This window comes from Mesorhizobium sp. XAP4 (genome assembly GCF_029269325.1).
Taxonomy (GTDB): domain Bacteria; phylum Pseudomonadota; class Alphaproteobacteria; order Rhizobiales; family Rhizobiaceae; genus Mesorhizobium; species Mesorhizobium ciceri.
In genome coordinates, this window is sequence record NZ_JARIXW010000003.1 from 41,233 (window position 1) to 56,320 (window position 15,088).

Sequence of the window (15,088 nt, forward strand, 5' to 3'; positions counted from 1 at the left end):
TATCCTCCCAGATTTATGTCTCGGTTCTTGTTCAGATGTCGCCGCTTTGCGAGGTCTGCTCGTCGCGCGGATTGATGATGGCGTCGATCGCCAGCGCGCCCAGCAGGATCACGCTCTTGATCAGGTTCTGGCTGGTGTAGCTGAAGTTCAGGATCGTCATGCCGTTGGTCAGGATGCCGACCAGGATGGTGCCGACGATGACGTTGCGTACGCCGCCCTGGCCACCGGAGAGGCCGATGCCGCCCAGCACGACCACCAGCAGCACGTCATAGATCAGGCTGGAATTGTAGAGGCGCGTGTCGATGCCGGTGACCAGCCCCAGCATGATGATGCCGGCGATATAGGCAATGAGGGCGCTGATGACATATTGCGTCACGATGATCGGGCGCGTCGGCAGCCCGGTCGTGCGGGCCGCGTTCGGGTTGTCGCCAGTAGCATAGACCAGCCGGCCGAAGCGGGTCTTCCTCAGGAAAAAGCCCATGAGCGCGGCCACCGCCGCGAAGATGATCACCGACATCGGGATGCCGAGGATGGTTCCGTTGCCGACGAATTTCAGCCAGCCGATATCGGAGGGGGCATAGAGCACGTCGGACGCAAAGACGATGCGGCCAGAGCCGTAGACCGAGGACGCGATGGCAAGAGTGGCGAAGATCGGCGGAATTTCGGCCACCGCCACCATGACGCCGGTGAACAGGCCGATGGCCGCGACCAGGATGGCGCCGAAGACGACGGCCAGCGTGAAGTCGACGCCCCAGGTGGAGATCCAAATGCTGAAGGCGACGCCGACGACCATCACCGCCACCATGGTCAGGTCGATGCCGCGCCCAACGACGATGAACCCCATGCCGACGGCCAGCGTGCCGAGGATCGAGACATTCTTGAGAATGGCAAGGATGTTGCCCTGGCTCAGGAAATTGTTGAGCGTCGCCGAGAACACCAGGAAGAGGACGGCCGAGATCGCGCCGACGACGAGTTCCTGGGACATCTTGATGCCCAAGCGCGCGGTGTCGGATTTGCCCGAACCAGCCAAGTCTGTTCCTCCCTCGCTGCCGGTTTGAACCAGCGGCGTGCCAAAGCGGCCTTGCCCCAGGGGCTTTGCCGCGACGACGTTCCTCCACAGCCCTAAGCCGGCTGCTTGCGTAAAGACCATCGCGGCTCAGGGCGGCAGGGGCAATTTCGATTTTCTGATGCGCTGTGCAGTTCGTCAGTGTGGAAAAAGAGGATGAGGAATCGTCGGTTGTGTGCTCTGCCGGATTTCACCTGTCGCAAAGCTCAGCCCGATGCCGGCAGCGTGCCGCGATCCCCGTGACGGTACTTTCCTGAGTGACGGGAGTGTCAAGTAAGGCACAAGCGGGCCCTGCTCTCCCTGGGTTTCCGTCCTACAGGCCGTTTCCATCGATCATCGCCATCAGGCAATCGCCAGCTTGTGTGCCGCTGATGCCCAGATCACGCACGCTGTTCATGTGGTTTCGGTCATTCAGGCGGAGGTCGCTGACAGGGTGCCCCTGCGCGCGCAAGCGCTTTCCGAAGTCGGCGGCCTGCTGGTGAAAAGGTGACGTTTCCTGATCTCCGACGAGAATGGTCGCTGCCGTCTCCGGGTCATGCCACCGCGTCATTGGGGTGAAGGCAGCTGCCTCCTCATCGGTGATGCCGATTAACGGCTGGAGGAAGGAGGTCTGAAGGGGCTTGAGGTCGTAAAGGCCGCCTAGCAGCAGCGCCGCACGTATGCGCGACGGCATTGGCGCCTTTTCGAACAGGAATGTGGCCAGGTGCGCACCCGCCGAATGACCACTTACGCTTAGCCGGGCAGGGTCGCCGCCATGGGCGGCTATATTGTCCAGCACCCATTGTTTGGCACGCCGGATCTGGTCGACGATTGCCGCCATCCTGAATTCGGGCATCAGCGCATAGTCGACGATGACCGCGATCGCCCCAGCTTTGGTGACTGTGTTCGCTACATAAGAATAGTCGCTCCTGGAGAACATGCGCCAGTAGCCACCATGGATGAAGATGTGCACGGGAAGATCCCTGCGCACACCGGGCGGAAAGAACAGGTCCAACCTTTCGGCCTCGCCCTCGCCATAGGCGATACCCGCCGATATCGGCAGGGTCGCCCGGGTTTCGGCGCTGCGAGTCACTATGTCGGCCACGATATCGTCAAAATCGGCCACATGGTCGCGCGTGCGGAAAGGGTCCTTTGACATGACTGCCGGTTCAGAAGGTGACGGCAATATATTTAGCCTCCATGAACTCGGCGATGCCGTGGTGCTGGCCGCCTTCGCGGCCAAGGCCGCTCTGCTTGACGCCTCCGAATGGTGCGGCCGGATCCGACATCAGTCCCCGGTTGAGGCCGATCATGCCGGCCTCGATCCCCGACGCCACCCGCATGCCGCGCCCAACATCGCGTGTGTATATATAAGCGGCCAGGCCATATTCCGTGTTGTTAGCATGGGCGATGGCCTGGGCCTCGGTGTCGAAGCGTGTGATAGGTGCCACCGGGCCGAAAATCTCCTCGTGCGCCATCTCCGCATCCGGCGGCACCTCGGACAGCACTGTTGGCGGATAGAAGAATCCTTCTTCCTCCGAAATCGCCCCGCCGCAAAGCACCTTGGCTCCCCGGCCCACCGCGTCCTTGACCAGGCGATCGATCTTGTCGACAGCCTTTCTGGTGATCATCGGCCCGCACTCGGTGTCGGCATTCGGGCCCGCCCCCACCTTAAGTGCCGCCATGCGCTTGCGGAGCCCGTCGGCAAAAGCATCATAGATTCCCGATTGCACATAGAGGCGATTGGCGGCGGTGCAGGCTTCGCCGGCGTTGCGCATCTTGGCGATCATCGCGCCATCGAGGGCGGCGTCGAGATCGGCATCGTCGAAGACGACAAACGGGGCATTGCCGCCGAGTTCCATAGAACACGAAATGACATGCTTTGAAGCCTCGCCGAGCAAGGTTCGGCCGACACCCGTCGACCCCGTGAAGGACAGCTTCCTGACCCGCGGATCGGCAAGCATGGCCGAAGTCAGCGGCCCGGGACTGGTCGTGGTCAGCACGTTGACGACGCCGGCAGGCACGCCGGCTTCGCTGTAGAGTGCCGCCAGCGCATAGGCCGTCAGTGGTGTTTCGCTGGCCGGCTTTAGGACGACAGTGCAGCCTGCCGCCAGCGCCGGCGCGATCTTGCGGGTCGCCATCGCGGCCGGGAAATTCCACGGTGTGATCAGCACGCAAATTCCGATCGGCTCATAATCGACCACGATCCGGTTGGTGCCGGATGGCGCGGTGCCGAATTCACCGGTGATCCGGACCGCCTCTTCGGCATTCCAGCGGAAGAACTCGGCGGCATAAGCCACTTCGCCGCGCGCGTCGCGCAGCGCCTTGCCGTTCTCCAGCGAGATCAGCATGGCGAGCGTTTCGGAGCGTTCGACCATCAGTTCGAAACAGCGCCTGAGGATTTCCGAGCGTTTGCGCGGCGCAGTTTCCCGCCATCTCCTAGCTGCTTTGGCCGCCGCCTCGACGGCGGCGGTGGCGTCCTCGACCGTCGCATCGGGAACCGCCGCGATCACCGCCCCGGAGGAGGGATCGACGACATCGATGAGCCGACCGTCGGAGGACGACCGCCAAGTGCCGTCGATGTAGAGTCCGTGCGAAAAACCGCGCACGTCATAGCCATCCTGGTCGAGTTGCTGAGTGTTCAAATTCATCGCTTTGTTCCGTTTCTCACATAACGCAGGCGGCGAGGTCGCCGTCATGGGCGGCCTGGACGAGACGTCGCATCGTGCCGAGATCGAACGCACGCGGATTGTTCTTGATCAGGCGGTCGATGCCGAGCGCTTGCTCGGCGGTCCAGTCAAGCTTATCGGCAGGGAGGCCTAGATCAGCCAGTGTCGGCGTAATACCGATCGCCGCGAACAATCGCCTGATCTCCTCGATCGTGGCGGCTGCCATCTCGTCGGCGGTTCGCGCCTTGGCCTCCAAGCCAAGTGCCGCGCCGATCTCTGCCATCTCGTGAGCGGCGACGCGGCTGTTATAGGTCATCACGTAAGGCATCATTGTGGCCACGCCCAAACCATGGGCGGTGTGGGTGAGGGCGCCTGCCGGGTATTGCACGGCATGCGCCGCCGCCGTGCCGGCGGTGCCGAACGCGCAGCCCGCCGCCAGAGCGCCCATCATGACATCGGCACGCGCGTCGGCATCCGTGCCGTCGCTGCAGGCTTTCTCCAGACTCCGGCCAAGCAGCTTTATCGCGAGCAACGCGAAATGGTCTGTCAGCGCAGTCTTGCCGATGAAGACATGCTGTTGCGGGAGATTGGGGTCTTCACCGCGCCGCATGGCGGTGAAGGCCTCAATCGCATGGGTCAAAGCGTCGGCGCCGGCGATCGCGGTCAGGCCAGGCGGACAGGTCATTGTCAGCTCGGGATCGCACAGAGCGACCGCGGCCATAAGGTGAGGGCTCGATATGCCGACCTTGAGCGTCCGGTCCGGGTCGGAAATCACCGCGACCGGCGTCACCTCGGAGCCGGTGCCGGCCGTGGTGGGTACGGCGATCAGCGGCAGTGTCTGACCCGGCACCTTGAACTCCCCGTAATAGTCCTGGAGCTTGCCGCCATGGCTGAGCAGCAGGGTGGCGCATTTGGCGAAATCGAGACAGCTGCCGCCGCCGATGCCGATCACCATATCCGGCCCGAACCCCTTCGCTTCCTCGACGCAGACGCCGACCGTATCGCGTGGCACGTCGGGCAGAACACGATCATGCACCAGGACCTCGATCGAGGCTGACTGAAGGGACTTGATGATGTCGGCGAATACCGTTGTGCCCGCGAAACGCTCGTCGGTGCAGACCAGCGCGCGTCGGCCGAACCGGGCGGCGACCGTCGGCAGCACATGGCGTTGCCCCTTCCCGAACAGGATTTCACGCGGCAACCGCAGGGCGGCGAAGAGGGTCATGATTGGTCCTTTGACGGCTGCTGACTGGAAACGGAGGCATTGAACTCGGTCTGGATCGGACGGTTTAAGAGTGTGTCCCTCGCACTTAAAAGATATCCGCTTTAAAATCGTATAGGATATAGGATTGCATCCGCGGAACCATCGTGTTAGCAGTCCTCACTGTCAAGAGGCAAAATATGCAGACCGCAAACTTACCCGACCCAAGCGACGCCAGCATTGGAGCTGGTCGCATCCAGCGCGCCAACAGTCTCGTCGAAGATGTCTATGAAGCCATCTTCGCGCAGTTGATGGCGCTGAAGATCCCCCCCGGCTCGCGCATCACAGTCGACAGCCTGGTCAAGGAATTCAACGTCTCGCACACGCCGATCCGGGAAGCCCTCGGACGGCTCGAAGGCGAAGGCCTGGTGCTCAAGACGCATCTGATCGGTTATCGTGCCGCGCCCCAGATCACCCGGCGCCGTTTCGACGAATTATACGAGATGCGTCTGCTGCTCGAGCCGCATGGCGCCGCAAAGGCCGCCGCAACGATGGACGACGCCAAGCTCGATCTGTTGCTCGAAGCTGCCGGCGTGATGTCACGCCGCGAAGGCAAGGATGATCGCGTGCGCTATTCGAATTTCGCCAGGCAGGATGCGATCTTCCACGACAAGATCATGGAGTTTTCTCAAAACGAACTCATCCGCGAGACGTTGAGCCACCAGCACACGCACTTCCACATCTTCCGCCTGATGTTCCATGCACGCGTGACCGAGGAGGCGCTTGACGAACACGAGGCGATCCTTGCCGCGTTCGGCTCGGCCGATCCCGATGCCGCCGAAAAGGCGATGCGCATCCATATCGAGCACTCGCGCGATCGCCTGCTCCCGGCATTCGATTGAGGTCGGAACGGATGTCCATTGCCGCGAATATCGCCGGGGAGGGCGGGAGCACGTTGTCCAGCGATGCGCCTGGTTCGCTTGAACCGGTGCTGCGCGCCCAGGAATTGTCCAAGCAATACGGCCCAGTGACGGTGTTGTCGGACGTCACCCTGGACGTCCTGCCGGGAGAGATCCACGCCATCATTGGCGAGAACGGTGCCGGCAAGTCGACGTTGATGCGGCTGCTGTCCGGCTATGTCGAGCCAAGCCACGGCACGTTGTCGATGAACGGACACGCGGTGAAATTTGCCAAGCCTGCCCAAGCACAGGATGCCGGTATCGCTTTGGTTCATCAGGAGATACTGCTCGCCGAGGGGCTCACGGTCACCGACAATCTGTTTCTCGGGCGAGAGCTTTCGCGTGGCCATGTCGTGGATGACCGCACCATGCGCCGGCTGGCAACCGAGAAACTGGCGCAGATCGGCTGCGCGGTCTCGCCAAGGGCACTGGTGCGCGACGTTTCGCTGGCAGACCGGCAGATGGTGCAGATCGCTCGCGCCCTGCTTGACGACCACAAGGTGGTTATCTTCGACGAGCCGACCGCCGTTCTGACCGGTGGCGAGGTCGAGCGCCTGCTGGAGATCGTCCTGCAACTGAAGGCTCACGGCACCGCCGTGCTCTATATCAGCCACCGGTTGGATGAGGTGCAGCGGGTCGCAGACAAAGTGACCGTTCTGCGCGACGGCAAGACGGTCGGCACCTATCCCGGCAAGACGCTGAGCCAGATGGATATGGCGCGGCTGATGGTCGGGCGCGAACTGGCAGCGCTCTATCCTGAGAGAACCGCAGCGCCTTCGGATGTACCGATGCTGAGCGTGAGGAACGCCTCTGTTCCCGGCTATGTGGAGGACGTGTCGTTCACGGTCCACAAGGGCGAGATCCTGGGGTTCGCCGGTATGGTTGGCGCAGGCCGAACCGAACTCTTCGAGGGCATTATCGGCTTGCGCCCGGCAGTTGCTAAGATCGAACTTGAGGGCAAGTCGGTCCATTTCCAATCGCCGCGCGCGGCGATCGACGCCGGCGTCGGTTACCTGACCGAGGATCGCAAGGGCAAGGGACTGCTGCTGCAAGAGCACCTGGCGCCTAACCTGACGCTGTCGGCGCTCGATGTGTTTCATCCCGGCCTCTCGATGGGTCGGCGCCGCGAAGCGCAAGCCCTGGAACAGGCCGTGGAGACATATGACATCAGGCTGAAGAGCCTCGGCGCCAAAGCGGCCCAGCTTTCCGGGGGCAATCAGCAGAAGCTGCTGCTGGCGAAGGTGCTGCTGACCGATCCTTCGGTGGTCATTATCGACGAGCCCACGCGTGGCATCGACATCGCCAACAAGGCGCAGATCTATGCCTTCATCCAGGAGCTTGTGGCCAAGGGCAAGGCCTGCATCGTCATCTCTTCGGAGATGCAGGAACTGATCGGCATCTGCGACCGCATCCTGGTGATGCGCGAAGGCCGCATCAGCGGCGAGGTCAGTGGCGCCGAAATGACCGAAAGCAATGTGGCGGTACTGGCGACCAGTGGCCCCAAGCAAGGGCCAAAAGCCAAGGGAGGCACAAAATGGCTGTCATGAGCGAATCCGCACCCAGGCGTCGCCCCCTCGATCTCAACATCAGTTGGACCGATATCGGGCCTTTTCTTGCGCTGGCAGCTCTGCTGGTGGTCGGTTACCTCATCAACCCCGATTTCCTGTCCGCCACCAACCTCGCCAACGTCATCACCCGCAGCGCCTTCATTGCTATTATCGCGGTCGGCGCGACATTTGTGATCTCGTCGGGGGGGCTCGATCTTTCCGTCGGCTCGATGGCCGCCTTCATCACCGGCATCACCATCATGTTCATGAACGCGGTGGCGCCGCATGCCGGCATCTGGGCTATTCCCGCCGGTATGGCGGTTGCGATCCTGGTCGGCCTGCTGTGCGGGCTTGCCAACGGGCTCATCGTCACGGTCGGCAGGATCGAACCGTTTATCGCCACGCTGGGCACGATGGGGATTTTCCGGGCGCTGATAACCTATCTGACCGATGGCGGCACGATACCGATCGACAGGTCGTTGCGCGAGGCCTACCGGCCTGTCTATTTCGGCACGGTCGGCGGGATCCCGGTTCCAATCCTCATATCCGTCGCAGTCGCCGCGGTCGCATCCTTCATCCTTTACAAGATGAAATATGGGCGCAAATGTGCGGCGGTCGGCGCCAATGAGGATGTCGCCCGTTATTCCGGCATCTCGGTGATCAGGACACGGACCGTGGCCTATATCGTCCAGGGTGTCTGTGTGGCGATTGCCGCGATCTGCTACGTGCCGCGCCTGGGCGCCGCAACGCCGACAACCGGACAGCTTTGGGAACTGCAGGTCATCACCGCCGTGGTGATTGGCGGCACCGCATTGCGCGGCGGCAAGGGCCATGTGTGGGGGACAGTCGCCGGCGCCGTCATCCTGGAACTCATCGCCAATCTCATGGTGCTCTCGGACTTCGTCTCCGAATACCTCGTTGCCGCTGTTCAGGGCGTCATCATCATCATCGCCATGCTCATCCAGCGGTTTTCGAATTCGAAATAGCGCCGCGTCCGGACCACGCGGATTAACGTTCTTGTAGGTCCAAGGGAGAAGACAATGTTCAGTAGAAAATGGATTGCGGCAGCGACACTTGGCGCGCTGCTGCTGGCCGGCCAGGCCATGGCGCAAGACAAGAAGGTCATCGCGGTGTCGATACCGGCCGCTGACCACGGTTGGACAGCGGGCATCGTCTACCACGCACAAGCGGCGGCCAAGGAAATCAACGCCGCGTTCCCGAACGTCGAAGTGGTCGTGAAGACGTCGCCGTCCGCGGCGGAGCAGGTCAGCGCGCTTGAGGACCTGTCGGCCAGCCGCAAGCTGGATGCTCTGGTGATCCTGCCTTACAGCTCGGAAGAGCTGACCCAGCCGGTCAAGGCTATCAAGGACATGGGCACGTTCATCACCGTCGTAGATCGCGGTCTGACTGACGCCTCCGTCCAGGATCTCTACCTCGCCGGCGACAATATCGCGGTTGGCACCAACACCGCCAAGTTCATGATCGACAAGCTTGGCGGCAAGGGCGACGTCGTTGTGTTGCGCGGCATTCCGACCGTCATCGACGACGAGCGCATCAAGGGCTTCCAGGACACGATCAAAGGCACTGATCTGAAAGTCCTCGACATCCAGTACGCGCATTGGAACAGCGACGAAGCCTTCAAGCTGATGCAGGACTATCTGGCCAAGTACCCGCATATCGATGCGGTGTGGGCCAACGACGACGACATGCTGCTTGGCGTGCTCGAGGCGGTCAAGCAGTCGGGGCGGACCGACATCAAGCTTGCGCTCGGTGGCAACGGCATGAAGGACATCGTCAAGAAAGTGATCGACGGCGACGCCATGACGCCGGTCGAGACGCCATACCCGCCGTCGATGATCAAGACCGCGATCTACATGACAGTCGCCAACCTGATCGGCCAGGCACCCGTCCGTGGCACCGTCAAGCTCGACGCGCCGTTGATCACCCAGGCCAACGCCAAGGAATATTACTTTCCGGATTCGCCATTCTGACCCTATCCGATTTCACAGAAAGGCAGGCGCAGTCTGCGCCTTGCCTAGCTCAAAACACTGAGAGGAAGAGCCATGCCAGGCAAAAAGATACTGATGCTGACCGGTGAGTTCACCGAAGAATACGAAATCTTTGTCTATCAGCAAGCGATGGAAGCCGTCGGTCACACCATCCACGTGGTATGCCCGGACAAGAACGCCGGAGATCTGATCAAGACCTCGCTGCACGACTTCGAGGGCGACCAGACCTATACCGAAAAGCTCGGCCATTATGCGCTGATCAACAAGACTTTCTCGGAAGCCGAGAGGCAGCTCGATCAGTATCATGCCGTCTACTGCGCGGGCGGCCGCGGCCCGGAATACATCCGCACCGACAAGCGCGTGCAGGCGATCGTGCGCCATTTCCACGAGGCCAAGAAGCCAATCTTCACCATCTGCCACGGCGTGCAGATCCTGATCGCTGTCGACGGCGTGGTGCGCGGCAAGAAGGTCGCGGCACTCGGCGCCTGCGAGCCGGAGGTGACACTGGCGGGTGGCACCTATATCGACCTGTCGCCGACCGAGGCCTATGTGGACGGGACAATGGTTTCGGCCAAAGGTTGGACGGCGCTTGCTGCGTTCATCCGCGAATGTCTGAAGGTGCTGGGAACGGAAATCCGCCACGCATAAACTTCTGGAACCGACGCATTCGCCAAGGGATGCGTCGGTTCCCTTCAACAGCGCTTCCATATCCATCAATTCGGTCGGGATCGCGGCTCCCGAGCTACGATATAGGCGAGACACTTAAGTATTGCCGCCTGTTGCGCCCGCTTTTCTTCCTGCCTGTTCCACTGGTGCTGTTCGACAGGGTTGGCGCGTTGTTTCAGCATCCGGAAAGGCCGTGTCGTCGACCGTGCGGCCCCGTCGTCCCCCCGAGGCCACCTCGCTCCGGGCTTGCTCATTCGGATTGCAAGCTGCTGACATCAGTCAACGCCTGCAACGGCGCTACGCCACCGGAAATCGGGGTGCGCTTGAGTTCAGGCCCGCGTCAGTAAATCTGGCATCGCGGACAATCCAATAATCTCCCGGCGTCCGGGGCTGGTCGTCGGCCTGACGAAAAGAACGGCGTCCAGGAACGATTTCGGCCGGCTGTCGTTGCCTAACATTAGGTATCCCTTATGGACTTTGCGAAATGCCGCTGTGTCAGAATCTATGCCCTCTTGAAATGACGTTCAAATGTCCGCGCTGCGGATTGGCTTTGCTGAGACCCGGGCGCTGGTTCCAGGTTGCATCCAAATATCGCTGCGAGGGCTGTCACAGCGAAATCCGGATTACGTATCCCGACAAGATTGCACTTTTCCAGAAGTATGCGGATTCGCAGGGCGAGGTCCATCTCCCCCAAAGCATAGCTCAGTCCTGACCAGTCGTTCAGCGGCTAGGCCACGGTCCTGCCAGGAGGGCAGGCGATCTGAAGGCTGACTTCCGGCGGTAGGGTTGCCTGTAGCATGGAACGAAATCCGTTCCCTGCGGTTGGAGTTGTCCAGCTACACGCGATTGAACCGGCCTTGCCCCACAGTCAGGAGCAGTGATGCAAACATACCTGGTGGAACAAATGGAGGGGGATGACGTGGTCGCGGCGAGTAACGTCAATGCGTCCAGCCCGTTCACGGCGGCGACTATGTCAGCGGGACGCCAGGTTACCCTGCGGACTTGGGAAAACAATTGGGTTCGTGTAACGGATGAGCTTGGAGGGGAAGTGTTCGCATACTGCTTCGTTTCAAGCACTGGCAAAGCGGATAGCAGCGCGCAGCCCGACACCTCTGTAAGGTAAGGTAGCCCCGCAGCCCGGGCGGGCGCAGGCTGGCCTCTTCATCTTCGAATAATTCAAGCGATTAAGACCGTCTCACGCATCATCCGAATGATTGATGAAAAGATCATGCCGCGGAGCGATAAGCGGCAACAATCCTAGCGTGGGGCCCTTATGTCTCTGGCGCATTTAGAATCTTCGAGGGCGATTCAAACGGTGCAGGCTGACTACCAAACGGTGGTCCCTTGCCGATGGTTAAAAGCTCCCGATCATGCTCTTGACCATGGCGGGCCTGTTCTACGTCTGCATCAACGGATGGGAACTGGCTTCGCCGACGTTCCTGTCTTTGATCACCTGAGGGAGATCGCCGGGCGTTATTCCGAAAAACTAGCCGCCAGCGACGGCACCAATCGACTGACCTATTCCGAGCTTTTTCGGGCGGTCGAGGCATTGGCCGGCTGGATTGAAGCCGTCGTTCCCGACGGAAATGCGGTTGGAATACTTCAGGCCAACTCGGTCTGGTACACCGTTGCGATGCTGGCCAGCATGGCATCCGGTCGGCCGTCAGTGCCGCTTAACGTGCGAGATCCGGACTCGCGCATCAACGAAATCGTCGCCGACGCGAGGCTCTCCGCCATAATTGGCGACAAAGGCCTCCACGGCCTTGATCTGCCCCAGCACGTTGCCTGGATCGATATGGCGCAATCATTGCAGGCAACGCCCCATCCAGCCGCACACCGTGTGGTTTCTGTCGATGCACCGGCAATCGTGCTTTATACCTCCGGCAGCACGGGCCGCCCCAAGGGGATTGTCAACAGCCAGCGGAACTTGCTGTGCCGAGTGCAGCAATATGTCGATGCGTGCCACATCAATGCACAGGATGTATTCCTGCCTCTGACCGGCCCGGCAACCATCGCCGGCTGTCGGGAAATTCTTGCCGCTCTGCTCACGGGTGCCACGTTGCAGCTTGTGGAGGTTGAAGCCGTCGGCCTGCGCGCGGTTCGCGGCCGCATGCAATCCGAAGGCGTGACGATCACCTATCTGGTGCCGGCATTGCTTCGCGCTCTCTTGGCGGATGAACCCGCGGACGCCTTTGGTTCGCTCAGAGTTGCCCGAATTGGAGGCGAGAAGGTGTCTTCGGCCGACATCCGCCTCGTGCGCAAGGCTGTCCCGCCAAATTGCCTGGTGCAGATCGGCTATTCATCGACGGAAACGACGGGATCGCAGTGGTTCTTGCCGCACGATTGGCCGGAATTCGATTCTTCGGCTCCCGTCGGCTGGCTGCTTCCGGGAATCAGCTTCGCAGTGGTCGATGAAGAGGGTTACCCGGTTCAGCCCGGCAAGATCGGAGAACTGTTGATCAGAAGCCCGTATGTCGCGCTTGGACATTGGGAAAACGGGGCCGTTGTTCCGTTTGAAGTAGACCCCGGCGACCAGACGCTTCGCATCTTTGCGACGGGCGATCTTGTGCAAATCGGGAGTGACGGCCTGCTGCGGATCATAGGCCGCAAAGGGCGCCAGATAAAGGTCAATGGGCGGCGCGTTGAGCCGGCCGAACTCGAACGGGTTCTGCGTGGCGCGCCGTCGGTGAAGGATGCCGTGGTTATCGTCACCCCGGCGAATGAACTGGTTGCATTCGCCGTACCGCACAGCGGAGCGGGAGCCAGTTTTTGCGACGAGCTGCGCCAACTTGCCAGGACAAAATTGCCGCCGGCGCTTTGCCCGTTGCGACTCCATGCAAGCGCCGAGATACCGCGACTGCCCAGCGGAAAGATCGACATGACAACGCTGGCTGCAATTGACCTTTCGGTTCGGGAAACCACGCCCCCACCGCAAATACTCCATGCGGGACATGAAGTTCCTGCTCATCAGATCGTACGGCGTGCCTGGACCAAGGTCCTCAAGACGCGGGTCGCCCTGGGCTGTTGGGATGAAGCGGGGGGAGATTCGCTGAAGCTGCTGCACTGCGTCATGGAGATCGAAAGCGCGATCGGGCAGGAGCTCGGATTGGAAGCCTTCACGGTTGGAATGAGCTTCGATGAGATGGTTGCAGCGGTCATTTCTGCTCAAGGAGGCGGCGAGCACGCGCCCGCTTGGAAACACGAGCCTCCGCTGCTTTTCCTTTTCCCCGGGTCGGTCGGCTATGGTCCGAGCCTTGCTTCGTTCGCATCGGCAATAAGCAAGGTCGCCAGGGTGTCTCCCATCAGATATCCGGCCCTGGGCATGATCCTGCAAGGTCAGAACACCGTCGCCGCAATGGTCGAAGCTGCAATCGATCATATCAACCGCGTGCAGCCGACCGGCTGTGTTCGCCTGCTTGGTCACTCGCTCGGAGGAGCGGTTGCTTTTGAGGTTGCCGCGCGTCTGCTTGATCAAGGGCGAGCGGTAGCGTTCACGGGCATTCTGGATACCAGCCTGGTTGGCGAACGCAGCAAGCGTTGGGAGACGATTACCCGGACATTTCACCGGATCCGAACCAATCGTATATCGGCTAGTCGAGTGGCATGCCGCGCGCTTGCCAAGGTCGCGGTCAAAATGCACTGCGAATCCCGGCTTGCCAGCTTCCTCGACCGCTATGCCGAGGGTCAGTTCAACCCGACGAGCTTCAGAACCAAACTGGAACTGCAGGAAGTTCTGCGCGCGCGCGCCTTCTTCCAGTGGCTCACAGAACCCAGGCCGATACTGCCGATCACCGGCACCTTGTTCCGTTGCGCGCGGCCCGGAATGCCGCTTGCACTTGGGTGGGATCGGGCATTCGTCCATCTGGACGTCATTCCGATCGCCGGCACTCACATCGACATGGTCGTGGAGCCTCATCTGACCATCAATCGCCCGCTCATCGAAAACGCTGTGACTGAGACCTACTCTTCAATCGAGTCACAGAAACGGGAGGCAGTGTCATCGACCTGATCGGGGAATTCAGCAGCGATGTGCTGGCGCTCGATGCCCGGCTGGAGATCGATCGCATCGTCGAGACCTTGCGCGAACAGGTTCTCGGCACACAACGGCGCCGCGGAGTGGTTGTCGGGCTCTCCGGAGGCATCGACAGTTCGGTCGTCGCAACGGTCTGCGCACGCGCGTTCGGCAGGGACAAGGTACTGGGCCTGTTCATGCCGGAGCGCGATTCATCCGGCGACTCGTTGAGGCTTGGCCGCAGCGTCGCCGGGCAGCTTGGCATCGACACAATCCTTGAAGATATCCAGCCGGCGCTCGAGGGCATCGGTGCCTACGCCCGACAGATGGAGGCCATCCGAACTGCCGTCCCTGGATATGGCGAAGGCTGGAAATGCAAGCTGGTCATGGCATCGGTGCTGGAGAGCAGCGGCCTTAGTATCACGCGCCTCACCGTCGAGGATCCGGACGGAAAGATCGACACCGTGCGTCTTTCGCCGGCGGCTTACCTGCAGATCGTCGCTGCAACCAACTACAAGCAGCGGGTTCGCAAGATGACTGAATACTATCATGCGGACCGCCTCAACTATGCAGTGGCAGGCACGCCAAACCGGCTCGAATATGACCAAGGCTTCTTCGTCAAGCAGGGCGACGGCGTCGCCGACGTGATGCCGATCGTCCATCTCTACAAGACCCAGGTTTATCAGCTGGCGGAATATCTCGGGATTGACGAGGAGGTCCGAATGAGGCCGCCGACCACGGACACGTTTTCCATGGCGCAAACCCAGGAGGAGTTCTACTTCGCCTTGCCCTATCAGCTGATGGATTTGTGCCTCTACGGCATGAATCACGGAATTTCGGCCGGCGTGGTTGCCGCCGCCGCCGGCCTGACGGCCGAGCAGGTCGAGAAGGTCTATAAGGATATCGTCAGCAAACGCCGCGCCGCCCGCTACCTTCACGCACGGCCGCAGCTGTCCGCTGCGATGGACAGGGATTGACCC

General features: G+C 61.1%; 11 protein-coding genes. 7 read left to right on the top strand and 4 right to left on the bottom strand.

The features are described from left to right. Nucleotides 1-31 precede the first annotated feature (31 nt). From P3C39_RS13725 to P3C39_RS13740, 4 genes are all read right to left on the bottom strand, one after another. A complete protein-coding gene (locus P3C39_RS13725; RefSeq protein WP_224620012.1) occupies nt 32-1,030 on the bottom strand; it encodes an ABC transporter permease in 999 nt (332 codons plus the stop codon). A 349-nt stretch (nt 1,031-1,379) separates the two neighbouring features. Further along, nucleotides 1,380-2,204: an alpha/beta hydrolase gene (locus P3C39_RS13730; RefSeq protein ID WP_024502416.1), complete on the bottom strand. Its 825-nt coding sequence runs from the start codon at nt 2,202-2,204 to the stop codon at nt 1,380-1,382. A gap of 10 nt (nt 2,205-2,214) precedes the next feature. Then, nucleotides 2,215-3,696, bottom strand: a complete 1,482-nt coding sequence (locus P3C39_RS13735) for an NAD-dependent succinate-semialdehyde dehydrogenase (RefSeq protein ID WP_063167481.1) — start codon at nt 3,694-3,696, stop codon at nt 2,215-2,217. A gap of 16 nt (nt 3,697-3,712) precedes the next feature. Continuing rightward, nucleotides 3,713-4,939 carry an iron-containing alcohol dehydrogenase gene (locus tag P3C39_RS13740; protein WP_275953883.1) on the bottom strand — a complete coding sequence of 409 codons (1,227 nt, stop codon included), beginning with the start codon at nt 4,937-4,939 and terminating at the stop codon, nt 3,713-3,715. A 176-nt stretch (nt 4,940-5,115) separates the two neighbouring features. On the opposite strand from P3C39_RS13740, the gene P3C39_RS13745 reads away from it, so the two are divergent. The 7 genes from P3C39_RS13745 to nadE all read left to right on the top strand — a co-directional run bounded on the left by P3C39_RS13745 (nt 5,116) and on the right by nadE (nt 15,085). Beyond that, nucleotides 5,116-5,817 carry a GntR family transcriptional regulator gene (locus P3C39_RS13745; RefSeq protein ID WP_013533133.1) on the top strand — a complete coding sequence of 234 codons (702 nt, stop codon included), beginning with the start codon at nt 5,116-5,118 and terminating at the stop codon, nt 5,815-5,817. Between the two features lie 11 nt (nt 5,818-5,828). Continuing rightward, nucleotides 5,829-7,421, top strand: coding sequence for a sugar ABC transporter ATP-binding protein (locus P3C39_RS13750; RefSeq protein ID WP_275953882.1), 1,593 nt, complete (start codon nt 5,829-5,831; stop codon nt 7,419-7,421). Further along, nucleotides 7,409-8,407: an ABC transporter permease gene (locus P3C39_RS13755; protein ID WP_275953881.1), complete on the top strand. Its 999-nt coding sequence runs from the start codon at nt 7,409-7,411 to the stop codon at nt 8,405-8,407. The genes P3C39_RS13750 and P3C39_RS13755 overlap by 13 nt, the downstream gene beginning before the upstream one ends. A gap of 54 nt (nt 8,408-8,461) precedes the next feature. Next, nucleotides 8,462-9,412 (top strand): substrate-binding domain-containing protein, encoded by a 951-nt coding sequence (locus P3C39_RS13760; protein WP_013533130.1) that lies wholly within the window; start codon nt 8,462-8,464, stop codon nt 9,410-9,412. Nucleotides 9,413-9,484: 72 nt separating this feature from the next. After that, nucleotides 9,485-10,078 carry a DJ-1/PfpI family protein gene (locus tag P3C39_RS13765; RefSeq protein WP_013533129.1) on the top strand — a complete coding sequence of 198 codons (594 nt, stop codon included), beginning with the start codon at nt 9,485-9,487 and terminating at the stop codon, nt 10,076-10,078. Between the two features lie 1,432 nt (nt 10,079-11,510). Beyond that, complete coding sequence (locus tag P3C39_RS13770; RefSeq protein ID WP_275953880.1) at nt 11,511-14,105, top strand: AMP-binding protein; 2,595 nt, start codon at nt 11,511-11,513, stop codon at nt 14,103-14,105. Beyond that, nucleotides 14,102-15,085, top strand: coding sequence for an NAD(+) synthase (nadE, locus tag P3C39_RS13775; RefSeq protein ID WP_275953904.1), 984 nt, complete (start codon nt 14,102-14,104; stop codon nt 15,083-15,085). Before P3C39_RS13770 ends, nadE begins: the two co-directional genes overlap by 4 nt. Nucleotides 15,086-15,088 lie beyond the last annotated feature (3 nt).

Bases quoted from the DNA above. Each gene is read 5' to 3' on its own strand.
- P3C39_RS13730 (WP_024502416.1), bottom strand. From the start codon at position 2,204: ATGTCAAAGGACCCTTTCCGCACGCGCGACCATGTGGCCGATTTTGAC.
- P3C39_RS13735 (WP_063167481.1), bottom strand. From the start codon at position 3,696: ATGAATTTGAACACTCAGCAACTCGACCAGGATGGCTATGACGTGCGC.
- P3C39_RS13740 (WP_275953883.1), bottom strand. From the start codon at position 4,939: ATGACCCTCTTCGCCGCCCTGCGGTTGCCGCGTGAAATCCTGTTCGGG.
- P3C39_RS13745 (WP_013533133.1), top strand. From the start codon at position 5,116: ATGCAGACCGCAAACTTACCCGACCCAAGCGACGCCAGCATTGGAGCT.
- P3C39_RS13750 (WP_275953882.1), top strand. From the start codon at position 5,829: ATGTCCATTGCCGCGAATATCGCCGGGGAGGGCGGGAGCACGTTGTCC.
- P3C39_RS13755 (WP_275953881.1), top strand. From the start codon at position 7,409: ATGGCTGTCATGAGCGAATCCGCACCCAGGCGTCGCCCCCTCGATCTC.
- P3C39_RS13760 (WP_013533130.1), top strand. From the start codon at position 8,462: ATGTTCAGTAGAAAATGGATTGCGGCAGCGACACTTGGCGCGCTGCTG.
- P3C39_RS13765 (WP_013533129.1), top strand. From the start codon at position 9,485: ATGCCAGGCAAAAAGATACTGATGCTGACCGGTGAGTTCACCGAAGAA.
- P3C39_RS13770 (WP_275953880.1), top strand. From the start codon at position 11,511: ATGGGAACTGGCTTCGCCGACGTTCCTGTCTTTGATCACCTGAGGGAG.